This window comes from Novosphingobium sp. BW1, assembly GCF_008107685.1.
In the GTDB taxonomy this organism is placed as follows: Bacteria; Pseudomonadota; Alphaproteobacteria; order Sphingomonadales; family Sphingomonadaceae; genus Novosphingobium.
The window spans coordinates 16,201-41,350 of sequence record NZ_VIRF01000049.1; the positions used below are offsets into that span (position 1 = coordinate 16,201).

General features: G+C 65.8%; 22 protein-coding genes. 5 read left to right on the forward strand and 17 right to left on the reverse strand.

Features of this window, described 5'->3' with window-relative positions:
- Positions 1 to 8: 8 nt before the first annotated feature.
- The 7 genes from FMM79_RS04440 to FMM79_RS04470 form a co-directional block, all read right to left on the reverse strand.
- The gene (locus FMM79_RS04440; protein ID WP_240338976.1) at positions 9 to 1,694 is read right to left on the reverse strand and encodes a glycosyltransferase family 39 protein; all 1,686 of its coding nucleotides are present in this window, start codon (positions 1,692 to 1,694) and stop codon (positions 9 to 11) included.
- The gene (locus FMM79_RS04445) at positions 1,691 to 2,755 is read right to left on the reverse strand and encodes a glycosyltransferase family 2 protein (RefSeq protein WP_371710808.1); all 1,065 of its coding nucleotides are present in this window, start codon (positions 2,753 to 2,755) and stop codon (positions 1,691 to 1,693) included. The genes FMM79_RS04440 and FMM79_RS04445 overlap by 4 nt, the downstream gene beginning before the upstream one ends.
- Before the next feature lie 217 nt (positions 2,756 to 2,972).
- A complete protein-coding gene (locus FMM79_RS04450; RefSeq protein ID WP_148626348.1) occupies positions 2,973 to 3,587 on the reverse strand; it encodes an RES family NAD+ phosphorylase in 615 nt (204 codons plus the stop codon).
- Positions 3,550 to 3,900 carry an antitoxin Xre/MbcA/ParS toxin-binding domain-containing protein gene (locus tag FMM79_RS04455; RefSeq protein ID WP_148626349.1) on the reverse strand — a complete coding sequence of 117 codons (351 nt, stop codon included), beginning with the start codon at positions 3,898 to 3,900 and terminating at the stop codon, positions 3,550 to 3,552. The genes FMM79_RS04450 and FMM79_RS04455 overlap by 38 nt, the downstream gene beginning before the upstream one ends.
- Positions 3,901 to 4,781: 881 nt before the next feature.
- Positions 4,782 to 6,059, reverse strand: a complete 1,278-nt coding sequence (locus tag FMM79_RS04460) for a replication initiator protein A (RefSeq protein WP_148626350.1) — start codon at positions 6,057 to 6,059, stop codon at positions 4,782 to 4,784.
- A gap of 178 nt (positions 6,060 to 6,237) precedes the next feature.
- Positions 6,238 to 7,392 (reverse strand): ParB/RepB/Spo0J family partition protein, encoded by a 1,155-nt coding sequence (locus tag FMM79_RS04465; protein WP_148626351.1) that lies wholly within the window; start codon positions 7,390 to 7,392, stop codon positions 6,238 to 6,240.
- Positions 7,393 to 7,508: 116 nt separating this feature from the next.
- Complete coding sequence (locus tag FMM79_RS04470) at positions 7,509 to 8,702, reverse strand: AAA family ATPase (protein WP_148626352.1); 1,194 nt, start codon at positions 8,700 to 8,702, stop codon at positions 7,509 to 7,511.
- A gap of 268 nt (positions 8,703 to 8,970) precedes the next feature.
- Here FMM79_RS04470 and FMM79_RS04475 point away from each other — a divergent pair, with 268 nt between their 5' ends.
- The 3 genes from FMM79_RS04475 (at position 8,971) to FMM79_RS04485 (ending at position 10,787) form a co-directional block, all read left to right on the forward strand.
- The gene (locus FMM79_RS04475; RefSeq protein WP_148626353.1) at positions 8,971 to 9,288 is read left to right on the forward strand and encodes a WGR domain-containing protein; all 318 of its coding nucleotides are present in this window, start codon (positions 8,971 to 8,973) and stop codon (positions 9,286 to 9,288) included.
- Between the two features lie 28 nt (positions 9,289 to 9,316).
- A complete protein-coding gene (locus FMM79_RS04480; protein WP_148626354.1) occupies positions 9,317 to 9,931 on the forward strand; it encodes a TetR/AcrR family transcriptional regulator in 615 nt (204 codons plus the stop codon).
- A gap of 436 nt (positions 9,932 to 10,367) precedes the next feature.
- Positions 10,368 to 10,787: a hypothetical protein gene (locus FMM79_RS04485; protein WP_148626355.1), complete on the forward strand. Its 420-nt coding sequence runs from the start codon at positions 10,368 to 10,370 to the stop codon at positions 10,785 to 10,787.
- Between the two features lie 74 nt (positions 10,788 to 10,861).
- On the opposite strand, the gene FMM79_RS04490 is transcribed toward FMM79_RS04485, so the two are convergent.
- The 4 genes from FMM79_RS04490 to FMM79_RS04505 form a co-directional block, all read right to left on the reverse strand.
- Positions 10,862 to 12,286 (reverse strand): UdgX family uracil-DNA binding protein, encoded by a 1,425-nt coding sequence (locus tag FMM79_RS04490; RefSeq protein ID WP_148626356.1) that lies wholly within the window; start codon positions 12,284 to 12,286, stop codon positions 10,862 to 10,864.
- Positions 12,283 to 13,524, reverse strand: coding sequence for a putative DNA modification/repair radical SAM protein (locus FMM79_RS04495; RefSeq protein ID WP_148626357.1), 1,242 nt, complete (start codon positions 13,522 to 13,524; stop codon positions 12,283 to 12,285). Before FMM79_RS04495 ends, FMM79_RS04490 begins: the two co-directional genes overlap by 4 nt.
- 96 nt (positions 13,525 to 13,620) lie before the next feature.
- Positions 13,621 to 14,571 carry a phytanoyl-CoA dioxygenase family protein gene (locus tag FMM79_RS04500; protein ID WP_148626358.1) on the reverse strand — a complete coding sequence of 317 codons (951 nt, stop codon included), beginning with the start codon at positions 14,569 to 14,571 and terminating at the stop codon, positions 13,621 to 13,623.
- An 84-nt stretch (positions 14,572 to 14,655) separates the two neighbouring features.
- Entirely contained in the window at positions 14,656 to 15,450 is a 795-nt protein-coding gene (locus FMM79_RS04505) for an aspartyl/asparaginyl beta-hydroxylase domain-containing protein (RefSeq protein WP_148626359.1), read from the reverse strand.
- Between the two features lie 267 nt (positions 15,451 to 15,717).
- On the opposite strand from FMM79_RS04505, the gene FMM79_RS04510 reads away from it, so the two are divergent.
- Positions 15,718 to 16,782: a phytanoyl-CoA dioxygenase family protein gene (locus FMM79_RS04510; RefSeq protein ID WP_148626360.1), complete on the forward strand. Its 1,065-nt coding sequence runs from the start codon at positions 15,718 to 15,720 to the stop codon at positions 16,780 to 16,782.
- An 18-nt stretch (positions 16,783 to 16,800) separates the two neighbouring features.
- Here the strand turns inward: FMM79_RS04510 and FMM79_RS04515 are convergent, their stop codons facing one another.
- Both FMM79_RS04515 and FMM79_RS04520 read right to left on the reverse strand, forming a co-directional pair.
- Entirely contained in the window at positions 16,801 to 17,334 is a 534-nt protein-coding gene (locus FMM79_RS04515) for a hypothetical protein (RefSeq protein WP_148626361.1), read from the reverse strand.
- Positions 17,335 to 17,345: 11 nt separating this feature from the next.
- A complete protein-coding gene (locus FMM79_RS04520; RefSeq protein WP_148626362.1) occupies positions 17,346 to 17,693 on the reverse strand; it encodes a hypothetical protein in 348 nt (115 codons plus the stop codon).
- A 171-nt stretch (positions 17,694 to 17,864) separates the two neighbouring features.
- On the opposite strand from FMM79_RS04520, the gene FMM79_RS04525 reads away from it, so the two are divergent.
- Complete coding sequence (locus tag FMM79_RS04525) at positions 17,865 to 18,497, forward strand: outer membrane protein (RefSeq protein WP_148626363.1); 633 nt, start codon at positions 17,865 to 17,867, stop codon at positions 18,495 to 18,497.
- A 118-nt stretch (positions 18,498 to 18,615) separates the two neighbouring features.
- On the opposite strand, the gene FMM79_RS04530 is transcribed toward FMM79_RS04525, so the two are convergent.
- From FMM79_RS04530 to FMM79_RS04545, 4 genes are all read right to left on the reverse strand, one after another.
- Entirely contained in the window at positions 18,616 to 20,484 is a 1,869-nt protein-coding gene (locus FMM79_RS04530) for an FUSC family protein (protein ID WP_148626364.1), read from the reverse strand.
- A 31-nt stretch (positions 20,485 to 20,515) separates the two neighbouring features.
- Complete coding sequence (locus FMM79_RS04535; RefSeq protein ID WP_148626365.1) at positions 20,516 to 22,030, reverse strand: HWE histidine kinase domain-containing protein; 1,515 nt, start codon at positions 22,028 to 22,030, stop codon at positions 20,516 to 20,518.
- Between the two features lie 128 nt (positions 22,031 to 22,158).
- Positions 22,159 to 23,502 (reverse strand): surface lipoprotein assembly modifier, encoded by a 1,344-nt coding sequence (locus tag FMM79_RS04540; RefSeq protein ID WP_240338978.1) that lies wholly within the window; start codon positions 23,500 to 23,502, stop codon positions 22,159 to 22,161.
- 15 nt (positions 23,503 to 23,517) lie between these two features.
- A partial coding sequence (locus tag FMM79_RS04545; RefSeq protein WP_205466480.1) for a transferrin-binding protein-like solute binding protein occupies positions 23,518 to 25,150 on the reverse strand: 1,633 nt, incomplete at its 5' end.

The following is a 25,150-nucleotide window of genomic DNA, read 5'->3' on the forward strand; positions in this document are numbered from 1 at the left end:
CGCGCAGCTCAGAACGGCATGAAATAGGGCTTCGACGGCGGCGGCGAGGCCGGCACATCGAGCCTGTCGCCCCAGACGAGGCGCACGCCCGGCGTGTCGGAGGCAAGCCTGTGCACGCCGCGCGTCAGGCGCACGACATCGTCGCGGGCAAGCTCGCGCCCATCGAGGCGCAGCGCGCCGCCGCGCACGGTATAGGTGCCGGGCACGTGTACGTGCCAGTCCTGCGGACCTGCACCGGCCGCGACATCCCGCCCCGCGAGCCAGAACGGCCCCCAGAAATGGATATAGCTTTCGCGGATGGCGGCAAGGTCCTGCGGGAGGAGAGCGGCCACCTTGCCCTGCGTGGTGACCGCCTCCTCCAGCGCCGCGTCGTTGGTAACGAACAGCGGGACAGGACCACGTTCCATGGCCTCCACCATGGTCTCCGGATGTCCGTTCAGGTACTTCGCAATGCCCCAGGGGGTCATGAAGATGTTTTCCTTGGGAAAGGCGCCCAGCATCGCGCAGCTGTCAAAATAGGCGACCCCATCGGGAAACAGGCGCATGGCCTCCTTCTGGATCTGGCGCTGGCGGGCGAGCGTGCTCTCCGGCTCGGTCGCAAGAACAAACGCAGCACAGGCCAGCATTGCGCCTGCCATCAGCGGTGCGCCGTAGCGCCGGACCAGCAAAGCCAGCACGGGACTGGCGGCCACGGCGACCGGCGGCATCATGAAAACATAGTAGTAAGGCGCTGTATTCTGATAGAAAAATAGGGTCGTAAGCGGAAGCCAAAAGCCGGTGAGAGCAATCTTCCGTGCCGTGGGGCGTTCGCTCCACCAGATCGCGAAGGGAGCAAGAAAGGCCGGGATTGCCAGCAGTGGAGAACTGATCGCGAACCACACGATGAAGCGGCGGTAGCCGAAGGGATCGCTCAGCGTGAACATGCTGCTCCCCGCATTCGACACCAGACTTTCGGCTTCGTGTGCACTGCCTTGGGCCAGGCTCGCGGCATGGAGCAGATAGACCAGGCCCGCGCACACGACCACGCCCACAGCCAGCGCGGCAAGCTTGAAGAGATCCTCGCGGCGATGTCCCCTTTCCGTCCAGACCAGCCAGGCGATGCCTGCGAATACCGGTGCGTAAAGGACGGTCTTGATCGTCAGCACCGTCGATATGCCCGCAAGAATGGCAGCAAGCGCCAGTCGCATGGGGGCCATGTGGGCACGGGCAAAGATCCAGGCCGAGCCCATCAGCAGGGCCGCGGCCGGTGGATCGAAGCGGAACGAAGTCCCGTGCCGGAAGATGAAGCTCGCGCTCAGATAGGCCAGGGCGCACAGGAGGCCTGTCGTCCTGTCGGTGAACCGCCCTGCGAGCCCGGCAATGCAGGCCAGCGTCACCAGTTCACAGCCAAGCATGAACAGGCGGATGAGGATGACATGATCGACCCCTGCCCCAGGCAACGCCGTCACCCAGACAAAGGCCTGCGTATAAAGCGTCTGGAGAGGGAGGCTGAGCGTGCCGTTAGCCAGTTTGACGACCTGGCTGTAGTGAAAGAATTCATCCCAGTTGATGGCCCGCAGGACGACAAGCGGCAGTTGAAGTATCAGGGTCAGGACCAGGGCCCCGAGCACCCATTTCCAGCTGCGTTCATACACAGCCGAAGCTACGATGGAGGACGCGGGCATACGCGGCGCGCGCGCAATGTCCACGCTCACGCCCTCTTGCGCTCGGGCGTGAAGGGGTGATCTTCCAGAGGACCGTGCACCGGCGGCATGGCGAGGGTCTCCTCGATGCGGCGCAGATGGATCAGGTTCAATTCGATAAGCTTGCGGTTCGCTGCGATGAGATCGGCAAGGACGCCCATCACCGAAACCACCGCGCCCAGGACAAGCAGGGCCCCACCCAGCACGAGCGACTGGACGTGCCCATCACCGTCGCCTGAGAAGAAGGCGACGAGGAAGCGCAGGATTGGGATCAGTCCGACAAGGATGATCGCAAGTCCGCTTCCAACAAACACTCGTAGCGGGTTGTAGGTCGTATAGGCGCGGGCCATCGTGATGCCGGTGTTCGCGATGAAGTAGGGAATCGATTTGAACAGCCGGGATGGACGCAGCGTGGCGTTGGTTGCAACAGGCACACTGTGGATCGCGAGACGCTTGCGACCGGCCTGAATCAGCATATCCGTCGTGTAGCTGAATTCGGTAGTGATGTTGATGGACTTGGCTGCATCCCGGCTGATCGCGCGAAATCCGCTGACGGCATCGCGTACTCGGGTTTGTGACAGACGCTGGACGATCGCGCTTCCCAGGATCTGCAGGCTGCGCTTCACAGGGCCGAAATGCGCGTTCTTGGCAACGTCGCGGTCGCCTATAACGATATCGGCCTCGCCATTCAGCACCGGCAGGACGATCTTGATGATATCCTCGCCCGCGTACTGGCCGTCGGCGTCGGTGTTGACGATGATGTCGGCCCCGGCACGCAGAGCGGCGTCGATGCCGGATCGAAAAGCCGCGGCAAGGCCGCGGTTGGCGCGATGATGCACGATGTGATGCACTCCTGCAGCCCTTGCGATCTGGGCGGTATCATCGAGGCTGCCATCATCGATCACGAGGATTTCGATCACGTCTATTCCGGGAATGGCGCGCGGCAGGGCGGCCAGGGTGCGGGGCAAGTCTGAGGCCTCGTTGTAACACGGAATCTGTATGATCAGTTTCGTCACGCACCCACCCTTGTCATGCCTTCTGGAAAACAGATGACCTGTTCCGTGCAAAGGCACTTGCCATGAAGCGAGTTAACGAAGTGTAAGCCATAAAATCGAAGTCGCTCTGCCGTTCTTCGCATATGTCCCCGGACATGAGGGCATTCTGTCCTTGCAGATCCTTCGCAAGTCCCTTCGCCGATTGCCAGGTGGGGGGCCATCGCGTGGAATCGCTCCCGATGCAATCGTTTGCTTTGCTACATGGTCTCCGATCGTTATGAGACTTGAGAATAGCTTATCGGGCTCTGGCGGGTTCCTCGAGCACTTTCTCGGGATCGAGCAAGGTGAGGGCCGCGCCCTTCCCTTCGGGATGTTCCGGCCCATTTCCGGTCGCGTGCCAGTCCCACAGCACAACACACGTACCACCACGATTTTGCGCAGAGGGTACAAGTGCGCCCTGGGCTCCGGCGGCGATGAGCTGGCGGGTGAGGGCCCAGCTTGGCGGTATCCTGTTACGCGTCGCCATCGCCTTCCAGGCGGCGGTGCACGCGTGTTCAACCATTTCGTTGCAGGCACCGCCCTTGCCATCGGTAAGATCGACCAAGGCGCTGGCGAGGAGGCGATAAGGGGCCAGGGTCCCAGGTTTAGGCAGGCCTTGGTAGAATTCGGCAACCGCCGTTGCGGGGTCGCAGGCAAGGTAGAGTGCTGGAATACCTCTTGCATTCCAGCGTCCGCCATAAAGCCGCGCCCCTTCTCCGGAACAGGGGGCGCGTTGAAAACGAATCGTGAGCATGCGCCACAAGGCTATCTCGCGCGCGAGCAGGGGATAAGATGGGTTTTGGGAAGTCACGTGATCGGTGGAGGCGAACGGTTCAGGAATAGACGCCTTCGCTATGCCGTTCGAGGTCATCGAGAACCTCCTGGGCGAGACCATCCTCGACAAGCTCTTCGGGTGTCTTGCCCCAGCCCGGGAGTGGTTGGTGCTTGAACCAGATGATGGCCCGATCCTCATCACCCGTGAGCGAGGCGGCCCTGGTGATGATACGGGCAATCTGACCTAGCTTTTCCTGCACGGCCGGACTGGCTGGGCGCGAGGTCATCGTGTTGCGGTTGAGATGCGCGAGCTTCGAGAGACGAGTCATCGGCAAGCGCAGGCGTTCGGCCATAAGCCGTGGGGCAATGAGATCGCCATCCCGAATGTCGTCAAGAAAAGCTGCAAGCATGGGGGCACTCCTTGCTCGAATATATGCACTCGCATGTGTTTGGGCAAGAACGTGGGATGGTCTGCGTTCACGGGCTTGTCTCTCGGTCGGGCGCCCTCCCCCTTTTCATCTAATCCGCATGAGACTTCGGAGAAGTTAGAGGGGTTAAGGAAACAGGTTAGATAAGGTTAGACAGGCTCCTTGTGAGGTTTGCACGGCGTTGCTCCATGAGTCGCGTTCACCCGGTTGTTCCTGATGTGTCGGACTGGCGTTCCCGGCGTGTCGAGAGTGGCGTTCCCGATAGGTCGAAGCTGTGTTCCCGAAGGGTCGAAAGCGGCCTCTGATGTGTTCCTGGAGTGTCGATGCTGCGAATCGGGGCCTCCAATTTGAAACTCTTTTTCGAAGAGGTGTTCGAAGGTCGTTCAATTCGTCGGCCAAGGCCGAGGCAAGCTTCGAGCCAAGGCAGGAATGACCAGGTGGACGCGACACTTCGGGAACGCACGCAACGCTACCTTTCGGTTGGCGATGTGATGGGAGATTGGCAACCATCCGCCGCTGGCGGATACTACTCTCGTCATCAGGACTGGAATCGGTCGCAATGGAATTCGGGAAGCGCGTTCGCAGGCGATCCGAGCTGCGACATCGACATGGGGGCGTCAGGGTGGCCCGAGCGGTTGGGATGTGGCGGAAGGGGGGCGTGCCGAATGCTCGCTTGCTTGCCATTCTACCCGTTTGTGAAAGTGACGGGCCTTTGGTGAACGGGGCAGGGGCCCCTGCTGGACGCCGAGCGTATCGGAGGAAAGGTGGGTGGAAAGCGCATTGCCGCCCGGCGATGCCTTCGCTGGACGTTCCCGAGGAGACGATGTGTGGGAGGGGGCTCATGATCGAGGAGCCCCCTGCCCTCACCCGCGCAGCTGGTTCTTGTGCTTGGCGTGGTGGCGCCGGACCCAGCCCACGAAGGCGCGCTGCCAGTTGGCCGGAGTGCGTTCCGGGTCGGCGGCGACCCACCTCTCGAAATCGGCGTGAAGGGCGTGCAGGTCCCAGCCCGGACATTCGCCGCGCAGGGTGTCGATCGTCTCATCGGTCATGAAGCCGCGCGTTGCGTTATCGGAGAGGCCGGTGATGGTGGATCGGATAAGGCGCGAGGCGTCGAAGACCTCGGCCGTCTCGCGGGTGTGTTTCCTGGAGGAAACTTGCCCTGAGCCTTGCGACGAAACCGGGACAGAGGCCTTGGCCGGGCGTGCGGCGTCCGTTTCTTTCGTGTCCGCCGTTGTGGCAGGGGTAGAAGCGGGGCCGGGGGCGACATGCCGCGCCGGGGAGGGCTGGAGGTCGCCGGCGCCGTTTTTGTCGTCGACGCGGGTCATGCGCAGCATGGCTTCGCCATCGCGCGCGGTCTCGACGGCGAGGGCATAGCCGGGAAGCTCGTTCTTCTCGGCCAGCTTGAGCATCTCGAACTTGAAACGGCGGTACTGGCCTTCCGCGCCGGACTTCTCGAAGAGGACGGGCATGGTGATGGCAAAGCCGGTCTCGCCAGCCCCGCCTGCATGCTTGCGCGCCACGCGGTAGAGCCAGCGCTCGCGCCCGCCCGTGATGTCGAAATAGGCGCGGTCGATGGACAGCACGCCGCCCTTCATCATCACGCCCTCCCAGAACCAGTTGGACAATTCCAGGGTCATGCCGCGTGAGCGCTCGGTCTTTTCATCGACCAGCTGGGTCCAGCCATCGAGCCAGGAGAAAGTTGCCTCGCGCCGGTTCTCGGCACGGATGTTGGTCTTGATCGTCGTCGCGACAAGCCGGTCGAGGGCCTGTCCCAGCAGTTCGTAGGCGCGGCCGGTGGTCGGACGCCCAATCGCGCGCAGGAGATCATAGGGCATGATGTGGAGCTTGCGGGGTACATCGTTGCGGCCTCGGCGCTGCATGTCGGCCAGGACGCTCGCGCAGTAGATAAGGATGTCCGCGTCCCAGATCGTGGCCATGCCGTACTCGGGACTGGCGGAGACGTGGACGCGCACCTGTCCGTCGGGACTTGTGTAGTCGATCGGTTTGACCCGCTTGGACTTGGCGAGACTGAAGAAGGGCCGCTCCATCATTTCGCGCTGGTCGCGCAAGGGGAGGTCGGCGATGTAGGGAAGGAACAGGTCGAACTGTTCGCTGACGGGGGCCTTGGGCGCGCGGGTCATCGACGGGGGCCTTGTGCGCTGGAGGGATGGGGGGAGTTGCACGAAAAGGACGGCGTGAAGGGACACGTCACGGGCTTGGTCCGGGCAGGAGAGGGGGAAGCGCGCCGGACTGCCCGGACCGCCCTCGTCTGCACCAAAAAGTTTCCTGGAGGAAACATCGCGTCCCGTTTCCTTCGCCTCAGCTGACCGAGATGCCGTTCTTGCGCAGAACGTCGAGCACTTCCTTGAGCGCGTCGGCCAGCTGATCGTCGCCGGCTCCGCTGGCCATCGGCAGCTGGATCGTCACACCCTGCCGGGTCACGTCCTTCACCGCGAGGATCGTGCGCCCATAGGGGCCGAAAACTTCCATGCGAAAATCCTTTGCTGCCAGCGGTTGCCCGCTATCGGCGAGGTCGCTCGCGGCCAGCAGCCGCTTGAGCGTGACCGGACCGGGCAGGCCTGCGCGACCTTCCGAGCGGGCCTTGGCGTTCTGCGCGGCGATGGCCTTGGCTTCCTTGCGGATAGCGCGGGCGCGGGCCTTGTCGTCCAAGGCTCCGGCCAGGCGATAGGCAGGGTTCAGCGTCAGCTCGGCCGGATCCGCGAAGGCGGCGAGGACCTCGTCGGGGATGGTTGCGGCCTTCAGCATCTTGGAGAGCCAGCCCTTGGACAGCTTGAGCCGCTCGGCCATGCGCACGGCCTTGCCGCCATAGTGGATGGGGAGGGCCTCGGCGTAGTTGCGCGCACGCTCGATGTCGGTGATGTCCCGGCGGGCGCGGTTCTCGATGTCGGCGAGGCGGAAGGCGGCCTCGTCATCAAGCTCGGCGACCTGGGCCAGCAGCTTCATGTCAGGATAGGAATGGGCGCGTAGCCACGAGATCGCAAAGTGGCGTCGGGTGCCCGCGATCAGCTCGTAGTCGTGGTCGGGATCGCCCGTGACATGGCGCACGACGGCGGGGACCTTCTGGCCCCCTTCGGCAAGGATCGAATCGATGAGGTCGCGGCAGCTATCTTCGGAGAGCCGGGCCTGGTTACGCGCATTGCCATCCCATACCCGCACGCGGGCCGGGTCGAGCAGGAGCTGAGTGACCTGGCGCACTTCGCCGCTCGCCACGCGGGCGAGCGCATTCTCACGGCCAAGCAAGGAAAGGCCGGCGCGGGTGCTGGAGCGCGGGGCCGGAGAGATCGCTTCGCCTTCAGCCGGGGCCACAGGATCGGGTGTATCGGACGGCGGAGCCTGCCCGTGCTCATGCGCTGAAGGTGCAGGGGAGGGTGTGTGCGCGTCGGCTTTGGTCTCGGTGGTGTCGTCCTCGCCCGAGAGCAGGCTGGCGAGGTAATCGGATTGCTTGCGGGCCATGGGACTACCTCCGGGCGTAGGTCAGGGCAGGGAAGGGCGAGCGGGTGAGGTCGAACATATGGTGAACAGTAGCCCTGTAGGAAACCGTTTTCTGCAAAGCGGCGATGAAATTTGCGTCACCCATTGACCACGGCCTCCGGGCTGGCGGGGGCCGCCAGACCCCATCCCCGGCGCACGAGCGCGGCGACCTGGGCCATGGCTTCGTCCAGATTGGCGCGGCAACGCTTGTGCGTGCGGACAGAGCCGATCGGGCGTTCCAGTTCGTAAACGGTCATCATGCGCAGCGCCGCGTGGCTGATCTCCGCGCTCTCCAGGATGGAGACGGGAAGGAGGGCGGGGCCGAAGGTCTGCTCCATGATCTGGCGCACCATCGCGTGGCTGGGATCGTTGCCATCGAACTTGGAGCACAAGAGGCGCACGAAGTCATAGTCGACGGTAAGGCCAGCCTGGGAGAGCTGGCCAGTCACCTGATCCATCATCGAGAGGAACTGGACGGTTGAGCAGAAGTCGGGCGTCGTCGCGGCGAGCGGCACGATCAGCGCGTTGGCCGCCTGCATCACGGCGAGGCTGATGGTGCCGAGCGCCGGGGGCGGATCGAGGATCACCACGTCGTAATCGCGGGCGAGGTCCTCGAGGCCCTGCTTAAGCTTGCGAAAGCGCGAGGCGAGCACCGAGCCCCCGTCCGCGCCGCTTGCGGCCAGCTCGTACTCAACGTCGAACAGTTCGAGGTTGGACGGGATCAGGTCGACGTTGGGCCAGGGGGTCTTCTGGACCGCGTAGAGCAAATCGGTCTGGGTGGGGTCGATCGAGAGGTAGGGATAGAGCGTCTGCTCGCGCGTGATGTTGAAGTGCGGGTTAAAGCCGAACAGCGTGGTCGTGGTCGCCTGGCTGTCGCAGTCCACCACGAGGACGCGGTAGCCCTGGATTGCGAAATAGTGGGCCAAGTGGGTGGTGACCGTGGACTTGCCCACGCCCCCCTTGAAGTTCTGCACCGCGATCATCGCGGGGCGGTCGAGCGGCGCGCGGGCAGGGCTTGCGCCCAGCACCTCGCGCATGTGCTGGAGCGCCTCGATCGAATAGCCGGGACGACGTCCGTTCTCGGTCGGCGGGGGAGGGGGAAGACGTCCGTCGTCCTCGGCCATGCGGATGCGGTTGGTAGAACAGCCCAGCAGTTGCGCCGCCTCGGCAATGCCGAAACGGATGTTGAGCCCCTTGCGGCTGTCGGGCAGGAACGCCTGCTTGCGCAGACGCTCGATCATCCGCTCCCCGGCTTGGGCCATTTCGGAGAGGCGTTCGACTTCTGAATGCATTTGACCCTCTGACAGTTCTTTTGAACGTTCGCAGAGGGGTATTCGGAAAATTTCGTTCAGTCTAGGTTTCGGCGCGCGAAAGCGTGCAATTTCCGGCCCATTCGGGCCGCACAATCGCATACGAGCGGCAAATCGAAGGAAGAAGGGCTGACAAGGCGCACGTATGGCTTCACGACACGGCGCTGATCGCCTGCGTGAATCAGGCGGGACACGATTGATTCGATTTTTGCGTTGGACGCGCGCGCAGGCGTGCCCTCAACTTGCGGCGATGGATATCGAACGCACTCTTGACCGGCTGCTCGCGCCCGAAGGCGGGTCTCTTGCGCTGGAGGCCCGCGCGCCGGAGCGCGGGCTCGCGCGGTCCTGGCGCATGGTGGTCGATCGTGACCTTTTCGGGCGCATCTGCCTTGTCTGGAGCTGGGGCCGGATTGGAACCCGGGGGCAGGGCAAGAGCCTGTCTTTTGCCGATCCACAGGCCGCGCGTGGGCCTTTGCGCGCCCTGTTGCAGCGAAGGCTTCGCGCGCCGCAGCGCATCGCAGTGGCCTATCGATCGGTTGAGGCGGGCCAGCATCTTCACTGGATTTAGCGGGTCGGGCCCCTATATACCGATTGGTATGAAATGTTCGCAAAGCCCTGCCAAGTCGCGCGGTCGACCCCGGGAATTCGATCCCGAGGTGGCTCTGGGCTCGGCGCTCCAGGTGTTCTGGAAGCATGGCTACGAAGGCGCCTCGCTGGCCGAACTGACCGAGGCGATGGGCATCACGAAGCCCAGCCTCTATGCCTGCTTCGGCAACAAGGAAGCGCTCTTCAAGAAGGCGCTCGACCTCTACGAGCGCGACAAGCTGGCCTATATCCGCGCTGCGCTCGAAGCGCCTACCGCGCGCGGGGTGGCCGAGCGCCTGTTGCTCGGCTCGCTCGACACCTATTGCGGTTCGGCCGAACGCCAGGGATGCCTGGGCGTCATCAGCCTGCTGTCCTGCACCAATGAAGACACCTCGATTCGAGACCACATGATCGCGCGGCGCCAGTCTTCGGATGCTGCACTCGTTACGCGGTTCGAGGAGGCGAAGGCCCAAGGCGACCTGCCCGAAGGCAGCGATCCCGTAGGCCTGGCCCAGTGCCTTTCCACGGTGCTGCAGGGCCTCGCCGTCAAGGCCCAGGGCGGAACCTCCCGCGGCGAACTGAAAGGTGTCATTGAGGCTTTCCTGGCGATGTGGCCGGGGCTTTAAGCGCGGGGGACGCGATTTTCTGAAAATCGGCGGCTGTTCATGGCCTTCAATCCGGCGCGTTACGCTTTCTATACCATGTGGTATATAAAAATCGGTTGACCGTACACCCTGGCTTAATATATACCGGACGGTACACAAAGAGTCCGCTCGACGTGCACTGCAACAGGGGAAGAGCCGATGTACCCAGTCCACCATCGCCAAAGCTCGGGCTAAGGCCCCCGGCACGAACCCGGCGTGCCCCTTCGTGGCTCGCACGAATTCATTTCCGATATCCGGCCCAAGCGGCTGTCGCCTCTTCGCGGTGACGGGTCTCTCGGTCTGATCGACGTCCCCCACTCCCGGCCTCCCTCGCGCCGTGGAGGGCCCTGACGCGCGCCTGTCCCCCCCGCCTTACCCACCAGGCGCGCGTCGGGCTTTCATTCCAGGAGCACTCACCATGGCTTTCCTCGATTGCCGGGATGCGGCGCTGCACGCGCTGCCCAATTTCGCAGAGCTTGATCCGGACGGAGCCCACCGGGCCGATCTTGCATCCCACTTCGACGCCATGGAGCTGCGCGTGGTGCAACTGGCGCATGGCGATACACTGGAGAGCTTGCGCCCGCAGCGCCCGCGCGGGCGGCTCGCCCGCCTTGTGCTGGGGCCAAGGCCCCCTCCGCGTCAGCTCGCCAATCCTCGTCTCGAAGCCCTGCGCCGCCTGGTCGTCCAAGCCTGGCACAAGGGTTTTCTCCTTCCCGCATCGGTCCTGCACGAAGCCGAGGCAGCGGGCTTCAGCGACACTCAGATCGGCGTGCTCGTCGACAGCATAGGCCGTGCGCGCAGTTGTCCGGCCGGTCTCCCGGGTTCCTCCCGGGCGTAGCCTTGCGGCGTCTCGCGGCCGGGGCCGGGCCAGATCCCGTCGATCCGATCGCTCCCCGGCGGTCTGCGTGGACCTCAGGCAGGCGTGTGCAGGCGATTTTCTCGTGCAAGGTGGGCTGACACCAGGGCGAGATCCGCTTTGAAGCGTTCGGTCTCGCGCGTGCTGGCAGCGCCGTTGAGGCGCAGGAGGTAGCTGGGATGGACGGTCAGCCACATCGGCGTGCCATCGGGGAGGGGGATGGGGCAGCCGCGTTCCCGGCCGATGGACGGGGTACGCCCGAGAAGAGCCCGCCCCGCACTGGCCCCTAGCGCGAGAATCGCACGCGGGCGCACCAGCGCGCGCTCGGCTTCCAGCCACCAGCGGCAGTGGTCGATCTCGTTCGCGGTGGGGTTCTGGTGCAGGAGGCGCCTGCCCTGGCGCTCGAACTTGAAGTGCTTGACCGCGTTGGTGACGTAGGCCTGCGCACGCGCGATCCCTGCGCGCGTGAGATGGGCATTGAGCAGTTCGCCCGCAGGGCCGACGAACGGGCGGCCCGTGCGCTCTTCGGTATCGCCCGGCTGTTCGCCCAGAATCAGCAGCGGCGGATCGAGCGGGCCTTCGCCCAGAACGGGGGCGGTGCCGTTGCACCCGATCGGGCAGCGGCGGCACTGTGCGATACCGTCTGCCAGAGCCTCGCGGGTCGTGGGGGCGGGTTCGTCGGCAGGCGGGGCGCCGGTTGCGATCATCGCCGCCTCGCGCTGTTGCGCCCCGGCGATGAGCGCGGGGATCTGCGCGGCTTCGGGCAGGTTCTTCCAGTAGCGGCGCGGCATTTCTTTGACCATGGCTCCGACCTTGAGGCGCGCCGGGTTGAAGATCGAGCGGTAATAACCCAACCACAGGTCTTCGGTCGCATCGTGGGCAGGCACGTCCTCGCGCCGTGCCGGAGGGGCTTCGTTCAGGCTTTTCCCGTCCCAGTGCAGGGTCAGGCGCGGGGTCAGGATCGACCAGCGCTGGCTGGCGAAACGGTCACGGAAGAAGGCCGCGTTGGCGCGCTCGATCCGGTGATCGGGCTCGAACCAGGCGAGGTAACGGGGCGGGCCCGTGTCCTCGGGCATCGCGCGAAAGCGCAGGAAGGCGCGCATCTTGTGAATGTCGCGCCGAACCTGCCGGACAAGGCGGTGGAGCGCGCCGGCATCGGGATCGGCGGGATCGCCCAGCAGGCGGGGCTCATCCTGCAGCCGCCACAGGATGCGGTAGAGGAGGTCAAGCCGCGCGCCGTCGCGGTGGAGTATGGCAAGATGCGCCTGATCAAGAAACGCCCGGTTGGCGCGGACAGTCCGGGCCGAAGTTGCCGGTGCGGGTGAGAAGGTATGGGCAGGGGGCGCCGCGAACAGGTCCTCGCTCTCGGCTGCGTCGCGCCAGGACACCTCGTGCGGGGCATGGCCTTGGGAGACAAGGCGCCGAGCTTCATCGCGCCACGCCTCGAAGTCGTCGGGTTCCTGCAGAGTAGCCACGATCATGCGAAGAGTTCGAGTTGTTTGGGCTTGGGGGCAAGCTGCGCGCGCAGGTCCGCGCGATCGAGCAGGGTGACCGGGCGCCAGTCGGTGGTTGTTACGAACGGGCGCAGCTTGCGCACCGAGACGGTGAGGCGCGCGACATCCTCCAGGCGCAGCGTGCGGTGGCGGCGCGCGGCAAGGATCGCGTCGACCGCCTTGGTGCCCAGGCCCGGCACGCGCAGCAGCATCTCGCGCGGGGCGCGGTTGAGATCGACCGGAAAGACCTCGCGGCTTTCCAGCGCCCAGGCCAGCTTGGGGTCGATGTCGAGCGGGAGCATGCCCTCCGGCCCCGCCGCGCGGCGCACATCGCTGGTGGAAAAGCCGTAGAAGCGGATCAGCCAGTCGGACTGGTAGAGGCGGTGTTCGCGCAGCAGCGGCGGACGTTTCAGGGGAAGCACGGCGCTTGAACTGGGGATCGGACTGAACGCCGAATAGTAGACCCGGCGCAGACCGAAACCGCGGTAGAGCGTGCTGGCGCGTTCGACGATCTGGGTGTCGTTTGTCCCATCGGCTCCCACGACCATCTGTGTCGACTGGCCGGCCGGGGCGAAGCGCGGGGCGGAGCGGTAGCGCGCACTGGCATCCTTGCCTGCAACGATCGCGTCGCGCACGGTGCCCATGGCGCCCTCGATCTGCCGGGTCTTCTTGTCGGGCGCGAGGCGGGCCAGGCCCTGCTCGGTCGGCAGTTCGACGTTGATGGAGACGCGGTCTGCCCAGCGTCCCGCGCGTTCCACCAGTTCGGCTTCGGCCTCGGGGATGGTCTTCAGGTGGATGTAACCGCGAAAATCATGGTCCTCGCGCAGGCTGCGCGCGACTTCGATCAGCTGCTCCATCGTATGGCTGGCGGTGCGCACGATGCCCGAGGACAGGAACAGCCCCTCGATGTAGTTGCGGCGGTAGAAGGAGAGGGTGAGGTCCACGACCTCGCGCGGGGTGAAGCGCGCGCGGCGCACGTTCGAGCTCTTGCGATTGACGCAGTAATGGCAGTCGAAGATGCAGTGGTTGGTCAGCAGCAGCTTGAGCAGCGAGATGCACCGCCCGTCCGGCGCATAGGCGTGGCAGATGCCCATGCCCGCGGTCGAGCCGAGCCCCTTGCCGTCCCGGCTGTCACGCTTGGCAGTGCCGGACGAGGCGCAGGAGGCATCGTACTTGGCGGCATCGGCGAGAATTTCGAGGCGTTCGAGGACGGAAAGTTGCGACATATCGTTCTTGATATGTTCTTCTTTTGCCGTCTGCAAGACGCTTGCGATGATCCGAGGGGAAAGGGGGGCTGGCCAGCTCTGGGAGCCCGAGGGTGCCTAGCTGGCCAGGGCCTGTCCAAGCTTGCCGATGAGACGGCGCAGGCCCTTGCGTCGGCGCGGCATTTTCACCATTTCGCCCAGGTAGGTACTGGTGCGGATAACGCCGTCGTGGATGCCCACCGGCTCGCGCAGGTGCAGGCGCCCCACCGCCTCGTCCGAATAGGCCGGGGTGTAATAGATGCAATCCTCGAAGTAGTAGTGCGTCACCTGCGACCATCGCGTGCGGCGGGGGTCGGTCTGCAGGCTGCCGCCATGGAGGAGGTTGGCGCTCCAGATCAGGGCCTGGCCCTTGCGGGCGAGGAAGGGCTCGGGGCGGAGCCCGTCGGCTTTGGCCAGCGCGTCCCACGCCCGTTCGTAGGGAGCCTGGGCGCTCTCGGGAATAGTGCCGAACCCGCGGCGGGCGATCATCGCGTTGGTCATGATCGGCCAGCGGTGCGAGCCGGGAAGGTAGAACACAGGCCCGTTCTCGGGCGTGATGTCCTCCATCGCCAGCCAGACCCCGCACATGAAGCGCTCGGGCAGGCTGGAGAAATGGACCGCGTCCGAATGCGCGCCCTGCTGGGTTCCGACCGGAAAGTTCAGGGTCTGGAACGGGAAGGCGGGGCGGCCATAAAGCGTGCCCAGAAGATCCAGGATGGCCGGGTTCGCGGCGATGGCACGCACATCGTCATGGAAAGTCCAGGCATCCTGGATACGTCGCTCGCCCTGGGTCTTGTCGCTGTCGGGATCGGACAGCTCCATGCCCGCGTAGCGCGGCCCCAGGTCCGCCTGAATACGCGCGATCCGCGCGTCGATCTCGGTATCGGGAAAATCCAGGACGGCAAACCCGCGCGTGTGCAGATCCTCGGCGATGCGCCGTTCCCCGGCGGTCAGCCCCAGGCCTTCCACCTCCTGCGCGAAGAGGGGGGATTCGATGAGAGGAATGCCCGGAAGCGGAGTGTCGTTCACGGGCAGGGCCTTTCTCCTTGAATAAACGGCCAAATAGCCAATAAAGTCGCGTTTCCCAGTTGTATAGATATCCCGCAGGAGCCGCTAAAGGGGCGCTCGTTCGGACGCCGACACCGTGGTCTTGCTCCCCGCGCGATCAATCGCCTTGCGGATATCCTGCACGAAGCGGGAGTGGCGCACGCCCTTGAGGAAGATCTCCTGGATCAGGTTTCCGCGCCAGCGGCAGGGCCGCTTGATCTGGACGAGGAGGATATAGCGGTCCTCCCCGGTCTCGTTCCAGACCTCGTGGTTGAACATGTCGTCGAACAGGAACGACTTGCCATCGTCCCAGTGGAGGACGTGGAGAGTCTCGCCTTCCTCGATGTGCATGCGGCACTTTTCGCGCTCGGCCGGGGCCTTGAGCGGAAGGTGCCAGGTCAGCATACCCTTGGTCATGCCCCAGTGGCGGGGGATATGGCCGCCCGCTTCGAGCACCGAGAAGTTGGCGGTGACAAGGCCGGGAATGCGTTCCAGCAGGGCAGCGGTAACGGGCGCGCGCGCGGCGTTGGCCTTCATGGTGTAGCCATAGCCCTTGAGGAAGAAGGCCCGCCAGCGCCGGTCGGCCGCGATGCGCCCATGGTCGAACGAGATCTCGCCGAGCGAGGGAATGTCCTCGGCGCGAATGCGCAGAGCCTCATCGCGGATCGCCTCCCAGTTCGCTTCCATCTCGGCGATCCAGGGGAAGCTGGCCGTGTCCTGAATGGCCGTGTCCGGGATCTTGGAATGGCGCAGGATGGTGCGGTCGATGGCCGGGCGCAGTTCCTTGCCGATCTGGAACAGGGACTTGTTGACGAACGGGACCTTCCACCCGCGTGCATTAAGAGTATCGTTCCAGCTCAATTACTTGCTCCGACAGATGCTAGCCTGTTTCGATCAGCCTCTATAGGCTTCCTACGCGAAATTGCACGGTATTGAGAGCGTCCGAAGCCGCATCTTCGCCACGGCGGCGTGACGAACCGTGGCATCCGGGCGATGAATACCTCGAAGTGGTCCAGACACACGTCCAATCCTCTTGCCATTGCCGGGAGGACGAGCGAAACGCACAGGCAGGGCGCCCCCGCCCGTGCAGCGATGCCGGGGGCGCGAGAGACGCTGACGGATACCACGATGACGATCTTTGCCCGGGCCCGGGCTATTCTGCTTGCTCCTTTCTGGACGCTGCAACTGGCGACCTCGGCCAAGAGCTTTCTCGACCATCCGCTGATCGGTTCGCCGCGGCTCAACCGCCTGGGGCTGCACCGTGCCCGCGTGCGCGCGGCCGATATCCTGTGCCGCTGGCGGCGTCGGCGTCTGGCGCGGCACGTTCCGGCCGACTGGCGTGCCGCGTTCGACCGCGATGGCTTCGTAGCGATCGAGAACGTGGTGCCCGTGGCCGAGTTTGCCGCCCTGCGCCGCGCGCTGCTGTCCTACGAGGCGCCCGCGCGCGAAATGCGCCAGGGCGATGCGATCACCCGGCGCATCGCGATCGACCCGCAGATGCTGGAGGCCATCCCCGCGCTGCGGACGCTTCTGTCAAGGCGGGATCTGCGCGCCCTGTTCCACTACGTGGCGAGCTTTCGCACTGAACCGCTGCACTACATCCAGACCATTGTGAGCCATTGCGGAGAGGGCGGCCCCGACCCGCAGGAGACGATCCACGCCGACAGCTTTCACGCCTCGATGAAGGCCTGGCTCTTTCTCAATCCGGTGCGCGCCGAGGATGGTCCTTTCACCTATGTACGCGGTTCGCATCGTTACACGCCTGCCCGGCTCGACTGGGAGTATCACCGAAGTCTGCGCGATCCTGTGAGCATCGACCGGCTGTCGGCCCGCGGTTCGCCGCGCGCGGGGCCCGAGGATCTGGCCAAGATGGGCTACGGCGCGCCCGAAGGGCTGGCCGTTCCCGCCAACACGCTGGTGGTGGCCGATACCGGCGGCTTCCATGCCCGCGGTGCGGCGCAGCAGGCGGGCGAGCGGGTCGAGATATGGTCCTATTCGCGGCGCAATCCCTTCCTGCCCTGGCTGGGCGGGGACGCGCTCAGCCTGCCCGGCCTCGCCGAGCGGCGGGTGGGCTGGCTGTGGTCCTTCCGGGACCGTTTCGCCGCGCGCATCGGCCAGCCCTGGCAGCCGGTCGGCACGCGCCGCGCCATCGACGCACGGGTCGAAGAAGAGGGCGCGAACGGCGCGGCCTGAACCGCGGGTTCGGCTCGCTCAGCTCTCGGCGGCGATCAGGCGGTAGGCCTGTGCCATCCGGGCATTCAGAGTCTCGGCATCGAGCACAGCCTCTGGCCGGTAGGTCAGTCCGGTGCGCTTCGTGCGCGACCAGTGATCGACGTAGAGCGCCTTGCCTTCGCCGAAGACGCGGTGGACGTGACGCGACAGCTCGGCCGGGTCGCTGGCGGAATAGGCGAGGCGGAACAGCGCGATGTCGGCCACGTGGGGCCCGACCATGACCCAGCTGTGCGCTTCAAGCAGTGGCACGCCTTCGACAAGCAGCGCGCCGGTGACGACGTGGACGGGCGCGTCTGGCATGCGCTTTTCCAGGCTGACCGCGAGCGCCGCGCTCAGCGGCGGGGCGGGATCGTCCAGCGTGGGAAAGACCTTGAGCAGGTCGAGCCCTGTGCGCGAAAGGGTCGCCCCGTCGGCGTCGTCGAGGGTGTAGGCCTTGAAGGCACGCGCCGCATCCCAGCCATGGTGGGCGGCGATGTGGCGGGCAAGCTGGGCGAGGTCCTTGATGTGCGGCATGGTCCGCGCCCTTAGTCGCCGGACAGCGGGGATGCCAGCGAAACCGTGCGGCGGCGAGCCTGCGCGCGCTTGCGCCGCTCCATCACGGCCGCCAGCGGCAGGGTGACGACCAGCGGGCCGATCCAGTCCGCCCACTGGTCCGCTTTGGGCCAGACCCGTCCGTCGAAGGCACCCCACCAGGGCATGTTCGCGCGCAGGCCTCCCCCGAATTCCTCGATCCAGCGGTATTCGGCCTGAGCCAGTTCGCGGCCCATGAAATAGCCGCACGCCAGCGCCGCGCCAGCCCACCAGTTGCGGCAGCACAGGCCGATGCAAAGTTGGATCGCCAGCGCGAAGAGGGCGTGTTCTATAAGCGACATGGCAGCATTCCCGAGGACCGAACGGCAAGACCCCCGCTTTAGCGCAGGATCATCAGGATATCGATGCACCTGCCTCGGTTCATCGAAGAAGTGCCCTGTATCCGGGAACTTAGTGCAGCAATAGGAGGTTGGCGCCGGGCGATCCTTTCACGCATCTATCCGGGATATGACATGACCAAGACACTTTCGCTTGCCCTCGCTGCCGCAACCGCCATTGCCGCGCCCGCGCTTCTGACGGCCTCGCCCGCCATGGCCCAGACCGAGGCCGCGACGACCGGAGGAGGCACCCAGTTCCGCGGCATCCGCGTGGAAGGCAATATCGGTGGCGACCGCTTCCAGTCGGAAGGCAATCACGACGACAGCTTCGGCTACGGCGGCACGGTTGGCTTCGACGGCATCATTGCCGAGCGCTTCGTGATCGGCGCGGAGGGCAGCTACTGGACTGGTGACGATTCGGAGAACTGCACCGCGCTGCCCGACACCAACTCGATCTGCCACAAGGCCTTCCAGGAATGGGGCGCGGCGATCCGTGCAGGCTATCTGGTAACGCCTGATCTCCTCGTCTTCGGCAAGGGCGGTTACGTCAACGGCGAACAGCGCCGCCGCATCGACAACGCCGCAGGTACCCAGCTGGTCTACGACCATTACAACGCCGATGGCTATCAGGTCGGCGGCGGCGTCGAATACGATGTGGTCAAGGGCGACACTCCGATCTACGCCAACCTGCAGTACGTCTATTCGAACTACCACGGCAACAGCTCGCGCCAGCGCGTGATGGCCGGTGTGGGCGTGCGTTTCCGCTAAGGTCTCTCAAAGATATGGCTCCGGGGGCGGTCGCCCCCGGGCTCGCCACATTGCCCACTTTGCCCATTTTACGGTCAAGGGGCGATGGCCCCTTGGAAGATATTTTCCTGTTGTCCGCCTAGATGCCCGGCCTTTCGGTCCCGAGCTGGATCAGCCGGGCCATCGCGGCCCGCCCTGCGATCGTCCGCAGCTCCAGCTGTACCTGTCCCAGATTCTCATGGACGCCGGCACGGCGCACCAGGTTACCCAGTTCGTGGCGGGCGAGTTCGGCTTCGACGCTGGCGAGGCCAGCGGCGCGGCGGCGGATCTCGATCTCGGTTTCGTCGGCATCGTCTTCGACCGCGTCGAGATAGGCGCGATTGGCCGCAATCCCGGCGCGCAGGCGTTCTTCCAGCGGTACGCCAAGATCGGGCCAAAGCGCGAGGACAGCGAGCAGCGCGGCCAAGCTCCCCACGATGTTGTCGAGAATGCGCGCCCAGGCGATCCCGCTCCCTGGCTGCAGTATCTCGGTCACGATCACGAACAGCATGGTGAGGAACAGCACGAAGAGCGTGTAGTTCACCGCGCGCAGCGCAATCGCGATGGCCGCCAGTAAGGTTGCCAGAAGCGAGAGCGAGAGCTCGTCGCCACCGTTCAGGTAGACCACCCCCATGGCCGCGCCGCCGCCCAGCGCCGTGCCGGCAATGCGCTCCAGCGCGCGCGTCCACGTCACGCGCGATCCGCCCTGCAGGACCACGATCACCGCAAGTGCAGCCCAGTAGGGATAGCCCAGAGCAAAGCCGCGCGCGACGAGGTAGACGACCACGAGCGCGGCGGTGAGGCGCAGCGCCCGTCGGAGCGGGACGCTGCGGGACAAGGGATTGGCCGGTGTCGCCTCCCGCCGGCCAGGTGCCGTCAGGGGCAGAGCCAGGGCATGCTCAAAGGCCAGAAGGCCGCCGCGCAAGAGGGCACTCGGGCAGGCCGCCCGGCTGCGGCCAAGGCGCCGTGCGGTCCAGTCGAGCACGGCCTGCGCGTCCTCCACCCGCCCGTTCGCGGCCCGGCGATAGGCGACCTGCCAGGCCCGCAGCGCGGTGCGGCAGGCGCGCGCGGTCCGCTGGCGCTCATGGGCAGGTTCGCGGCCGTCGATGAAGGCCTGGTCAAGCGCGATAAGCGCGGCGAAGAGCTGCTCTCCGGCCTCCGGCGCGCGCTGCTGGCGCGCAATGTCATCTCGTGGGGCGAACTGGTGCAGAAGGCCGCGCAGCCGCTCTATGGCGAGGCGCACCGCGCGCCGGTGCTGACCGTGTTCGCTGTGCCACTGCGCATCGCGGTGCGTCTGTCCGCCCAGGTTCGCCAGCTCGCCCGCCATGTCCTGCAGGCGCAGCAGCACCGAGAGATGCGCGCGTTCGAGCGGCTTTCGCGCGTCGCGCCGCCAGATCACGTTGATGAGCAGCCAGGCCCAGGTTGCCCCGGCCAGAAAAGCCAGGGCCTGCACCAGAGCGAGTGCCGGGGCTTGCGCAAAGCCGACTGCGACCACCGCGACAACGGCCAGCAGCGTGGCAAAGAGCCCCTCGCGCGCGACGAAGGGGCTGACCATGACGATGGCAAAGACGAGCGCGGGACCGGTCAGCACCGGCAGGCCGGGAAGCGCGTGGGCCAGAGAGGCGCCCGCGAAGGTGACCAGCGTTCCGCACAGCGTGAAGGCGCCGAGCGTGCGGCGGTGCAGGCGGTCCGGGCCGCTGGGATCGCACAGACAGGTCCAGAACGCGGCGAACACGGACCAAGAGAGCAGCTTTTCCCCAAGCGCGACGGCCAGCGCCAGCGGCAGCGCTACCGCGAGCGCCGCCCGAGCGCCTTCGGCTGCGCTGAAATGTTCCGGGACAAGCCCATAGGAGCGCAGCTCCAGACGTCGGGCCAGCGCGCGCAGCGTGCCCCCCGCGCGCGCGGCCGGAGGGCGAGGCTGGCGGACATCAGGGCCCGCGGGAGAGCGGGGCGTTGTCGGCGCGGTCATGGTTGGTGTCCGTCGTCGCGGGGTAGGCGTGTCATCGCCCGAGGGCTAACCCGCCAGGGCGGGTTTGAGAAGGGCGCGTCAGGCCGGGGAGGTTCGTGTATAGCTTGCCGCTTGCGCGGGGGGGGGCGACAGGGACCATGAAGCCCATCGTGCAGTGCACGCCGGTGGGCAGGTAGTCGATCACGACCGAGCCCCCGTATTCGGCGGCCATGCTGCCTTCGATGAGGCGGGTGCCAAAGCCCTTGTGCGCCGGGATCTCGACCACAGGGCCATCCTCCTCGCTCCATTCCAGTGTCATCGCGTGCGGGGCCTCGGGCGCGCGCTGCCAGCGGATGCGGACCCGGCCGCGATCGTTCGAGAGCGCGCCGTACTTGATCGCGTTGGTGGTCAACTCGTGCAGCGTCATCGAGAGGGCAACCGTCAGGCGCGGGCTGAGCCAGGCTTCGGGGCCTTCGACCTCGATACGGGCGGGATCGCCGCAGGGCGCCGTGGCCTCGCGGATGACCTCGCTCAGTGCGCTCGACTGCCAGGCGGCCTCGGTCAGCAGATTGTGGGCGCGGGCCAGCGCGCGCAGGCGGGTGTCGAAGGCCTCCCTGGCGGCCCCCGCGCCCGGAATGTGGCGAAACGACTGGTGGGCAAGGCTCTGGACGATGGCGAGGGTGTTTTTCACGCGGTGGTTGAGTTCGTTGATGAGCAGGTCCTGTTGGCGTGCTGCAAGCACCGTTTCGGTCACGTCCTGGCCCTGCACCAGGATCGTCGAAACCTTGTCCTGCGAGACGATCGGCTGATAGATGAAGTCGATGTAGCGGCGCACCGGCGCGCCATCGGGGCCACTCTCGAAGACGATTTCCTGCGCATGTCCGATGTAGGGTTGCCCCCCGCGCCGGACATTGTCGAGAATGTCGACAAAGCCCTGGCGCACGACTTCGGGAAGGGCCTCGGCAACGGTCTTGCCCAGAAGGTTCTGGCGTCCGACGAGCTCGCAGTAGGCGGCATTGGCGATTTCGAAGACGTGGTGCGGACCGCTCAGCAAGCAGACGAATCCGGGCGCCTGTTCGAACGTGGCCGTCATGCGCTTCATCTGCGTTTGCAGATCGAGGTTGCGGGTCTGCACGGCTTCGGCGCGGCGCACCAGATCGAATTCGTCGCGCATGGTGCGCAAGTTGTGCATTTCGGTGACGTCGACGGTGTGTTGCATGAATACCGACACCTCGCCGTTCTCATTGAGGATCGGGGTGTGCGTGGCGCTCCAGTACCGGGGTTCCATGGAGCCATCGGGGCGCGCGATATCGTAGCGGATCAGCGCGATCTCATCAGGCTTCTTCTCCTTGAGTACGCGTGCGAAGGAAGAGACGAGCAGTTCGTGGCTTTCGCTGCCCGGCTCGCTCGGGAAGGCGTCCAGCACGTTGGTGCCGACAAGGTCTTCCTCGCTACGCATCGTGCTGCGCCGATAGGCCGCATTGGTCCACACGATCGTCAGGTCCGGGTCAAGGACCATGTAGGGATTGGGCGAGAGCGCGAGGAGCGCTTTGAAATCGATGTTCATGCGCTGGAACTCGCGTGGCTGGCAGGGACGGGGTACCGGCGTGGGGGGCACCCCGTGCTTTGTCAATCGGATGAAGGAGGATCGCGCGGGGACAGGCCTTGTTCCCGTGGACTGGGCCTGCCCCGGAACTAGAAGCTGCTGGTGACCCCGAACTCGCTGGTGAGGCGCCGGTAATCGTAGAGGACGACGTTGGACGCATTGCGCTCGTAGCCGACGCGCACATAGGGGGCAATGCCGTGCACCGTGAGCGCCCGGAAGGTCGCCCCGGCGCGTGCGTTCACAAACCACTCGCGGCGCCGCCCGCCAAAGAGCGCCAGGGCCGCGTCGCCCTCCGTGCGCTGCGCCATGGCCGAGGCGTAGAGGGTCGTGTGCCCGGCCTCGCGCCATCCCAGCAGGCGAAGGCCCCCCGCCGCGCTGGCATAGCCCGGGTCGCGTGCGGTCTGGCGCGAGGCGGTGAGCGTGGCGCTGATGCCGCCGCGCGCCGACAGCGCACGCTCGACACCTACGCTGGCTATATAGAGCGCCCCGTCCTGCAGCTCGTTGCGTGGAAAATCGGTTCGTGCCGCGCCCAGCGAGGTCGTCACCTGGGCGCGGCGACCCAGGACGTGAATCCACTCGAGCGTCACCATGTCGCTTTGCATATAGGCCTTCTGGCCGTACCAGCGCCAGCTGTGCCCGATCGAGGGAATGAAGCGGTCGTGCTGGCGCTGCACTTCCAGGCCGATCAGCCCTGTCGTGGTGATATCGTTAAAGGCGCTCTTGCCGTAGAGGGTGGCGAGGGTGTTCACGCGCGGGACAATGCTGAAACCCTGACCTATCGGAACCTTCCAGTAGCCATCGCCGGACAGGCGCAGGCCCAGGCCCGACTGCGCGCGCGCGTCCTCGGACAAGGTGAGGGGGGCAATGACCGTATCGAGCGTGCGCACCTCGGTCGCGCGGTTGACGTTGGTGTCGGGGGCAAGGGCGAGTTCAAGGCGCAGCCCGGCGCGCTTGTGCGAGCGCAGGGCCGCGTCGAACTGCCCCACCGCGCGGGCGACCTCTTCGGGCAGGCCCGTGGCCTGAACCTGGCGCAGCTCCCGCCGCGCGGCACCCTCGTTACCCATCGCGGCGAGCACCCGGGCGAGTTCGAGCCGGACCCGTGAGGCCTCGGGCTGCTCGTCGAGCAGCGCCCGGAACGCGATGGCCGCCTCCCGGTATCGCTCCAGCGAGGCGAGCAAGAGCCCCTTGCGAAAGCGCGCTTCGGCGCGCACGTCCGCGTTCTGGTCCTGGTTCAGCGCCTCGTAGAGGCGGAGGGCCTCGTCGGGGTGGCCAGCCTTTTCCATCCGTTTTGCAATGCCGAAGACCTCGATTGCGGAGAGGTCGCGCGCGCGAACCGGCGCGGCCACCGCCACGTCGGCCGGCGCCATGTCGGCCGTAGGGGCACCGGGCAGGGGAGGTGCAGCGGCCAGCGCCGCCGCCAGGACAACCAGCACGTCAGATGTCCGCGGTTACCTGCGCGTGGCGGCGAAGGCGCCCTGGACATTGGTGCCGGCCATGGGATTGCCGTCGGGGGCATTGAAGACGAAGGTTCCCGCCACTTCCCCGCCGTCGGGACCGTAGAAATGGCCCGAGATGGCGCTGCCCAGGCTGCCCCCGGCCTGGAAATCGCCCGTGAACATGCTCGCGCGGCTGTTGATCGTGCCCGAGAACGCGATCGAGCCGAAATCGGCCGGCGCGTTGGTGACGGTTTCGACGCCGTTCAGCGCGAGCGCGCCCGTGAACGTGTCGGAGCCAAAGTCCACGTCCATGCGCGAGGTGCCGCTGACATCGTAGCGGGCGCTGTTCGACATGCCCGTGCCATAGGCCACGCCCTCATAGCTGGCCGAGCCGGTGCGATTGTCGAGTGCGTAGCTCGGGGTCTGGAAGCCATAGGCGAACCATTCATGGGCCGGTCCGTTGTAGCTGGCCGGAAGCGAGCCCTGCCAGTGCCCGAAGCTGGCATAGGTCAGGGCCAACTCGGAATTGGCCGCGCCGGTCTGGTAGAGTTCCAGCGTGACGTCCTGCGTGCCGTAGTACGCGTTGTCGAAGGTCTTCTGGTAGGTCCGGAAATTGGCGCGCCCGTCGACCTTGTCCGAGATCGTGAACTGCCCGCCGCTCTGGTCCGAGGAATAGCCGTGGAAGAGGAAGGTCTCGCTGTTCTGCCAGGTCAGGCTGCCGCGTGCATATTGGGAGATCTGCGTGATGAAACGCTGCTCCTGGGTCATGTTGGCAAAGGACAGGTTGGCGGGCGTCAGCGCGCCGTCCTGCTGGCCGACGATCGAGCCCGTCACCGACATGCCATCCGCGTTCTGGCCGCTGAAGCTGGCGCCCAGTTCCTGTCCGTCCGGTCCGTAAAGACTGCCGTTCAGTTCGCTGGTGACGGTCCCGTCCATGCCCCCGAAGACGGCCGTGCCGGTCAGCGAGGCATCCTGGGACGAAATCTGCCCCACGGTCGTGAGCTCGATCCCGCCACCCGAGATATGGGAACCGCTCACGAGGCCGTATTCGTTGAGGTAGCTATGGCCGCTGAAGATGCCTTGCGCGAAATCGAAGTCGATCTGGCCACTGCCCATGAAAGCCTTCGGCTCTTCGCCCGGAGCCGTGGAAGCCCCGAAGGCCTGCGTCGCGTAGGCCGCGCTGCCGCTGCGCGGTGTCGCCGCCGCGCGGGTCGGCAAGCCGTAGGTGAAGCTGGTCAGATCGGACGACTGGAGCGATCCCTCGACGCGGTTATCCTGAAGCAGGCCCATGCGGACGTAATTCGTCGTGAGCTCACCAGCATAGCCCTTGGAGATCAAGGTCAGCCGCGTATCGTCAACACGGTAGACCGTATCGTTCTCGCTGGTCGACTGGATGTCGGACGGGAGGAACGTGCGCACGACGTCATTGGCCGAGATGGTATAGCCATTGGTGTCCGCATCATAGGCAATGGCAAGGCTCACCGGCTCGGGGCGGCTGCTGATCCCGGTGCCAGTCGTCATGTCCCAGGCCACTGCAATTGCGGCGGCGTCGTTCGCAAAGCTCTGGTCATAGCGCAGATCGGCGAGGGACGAATTGGTCGGCGTCGGTGCGGGGGGCACGCTACCGATGGCCCCGCCGCCACCC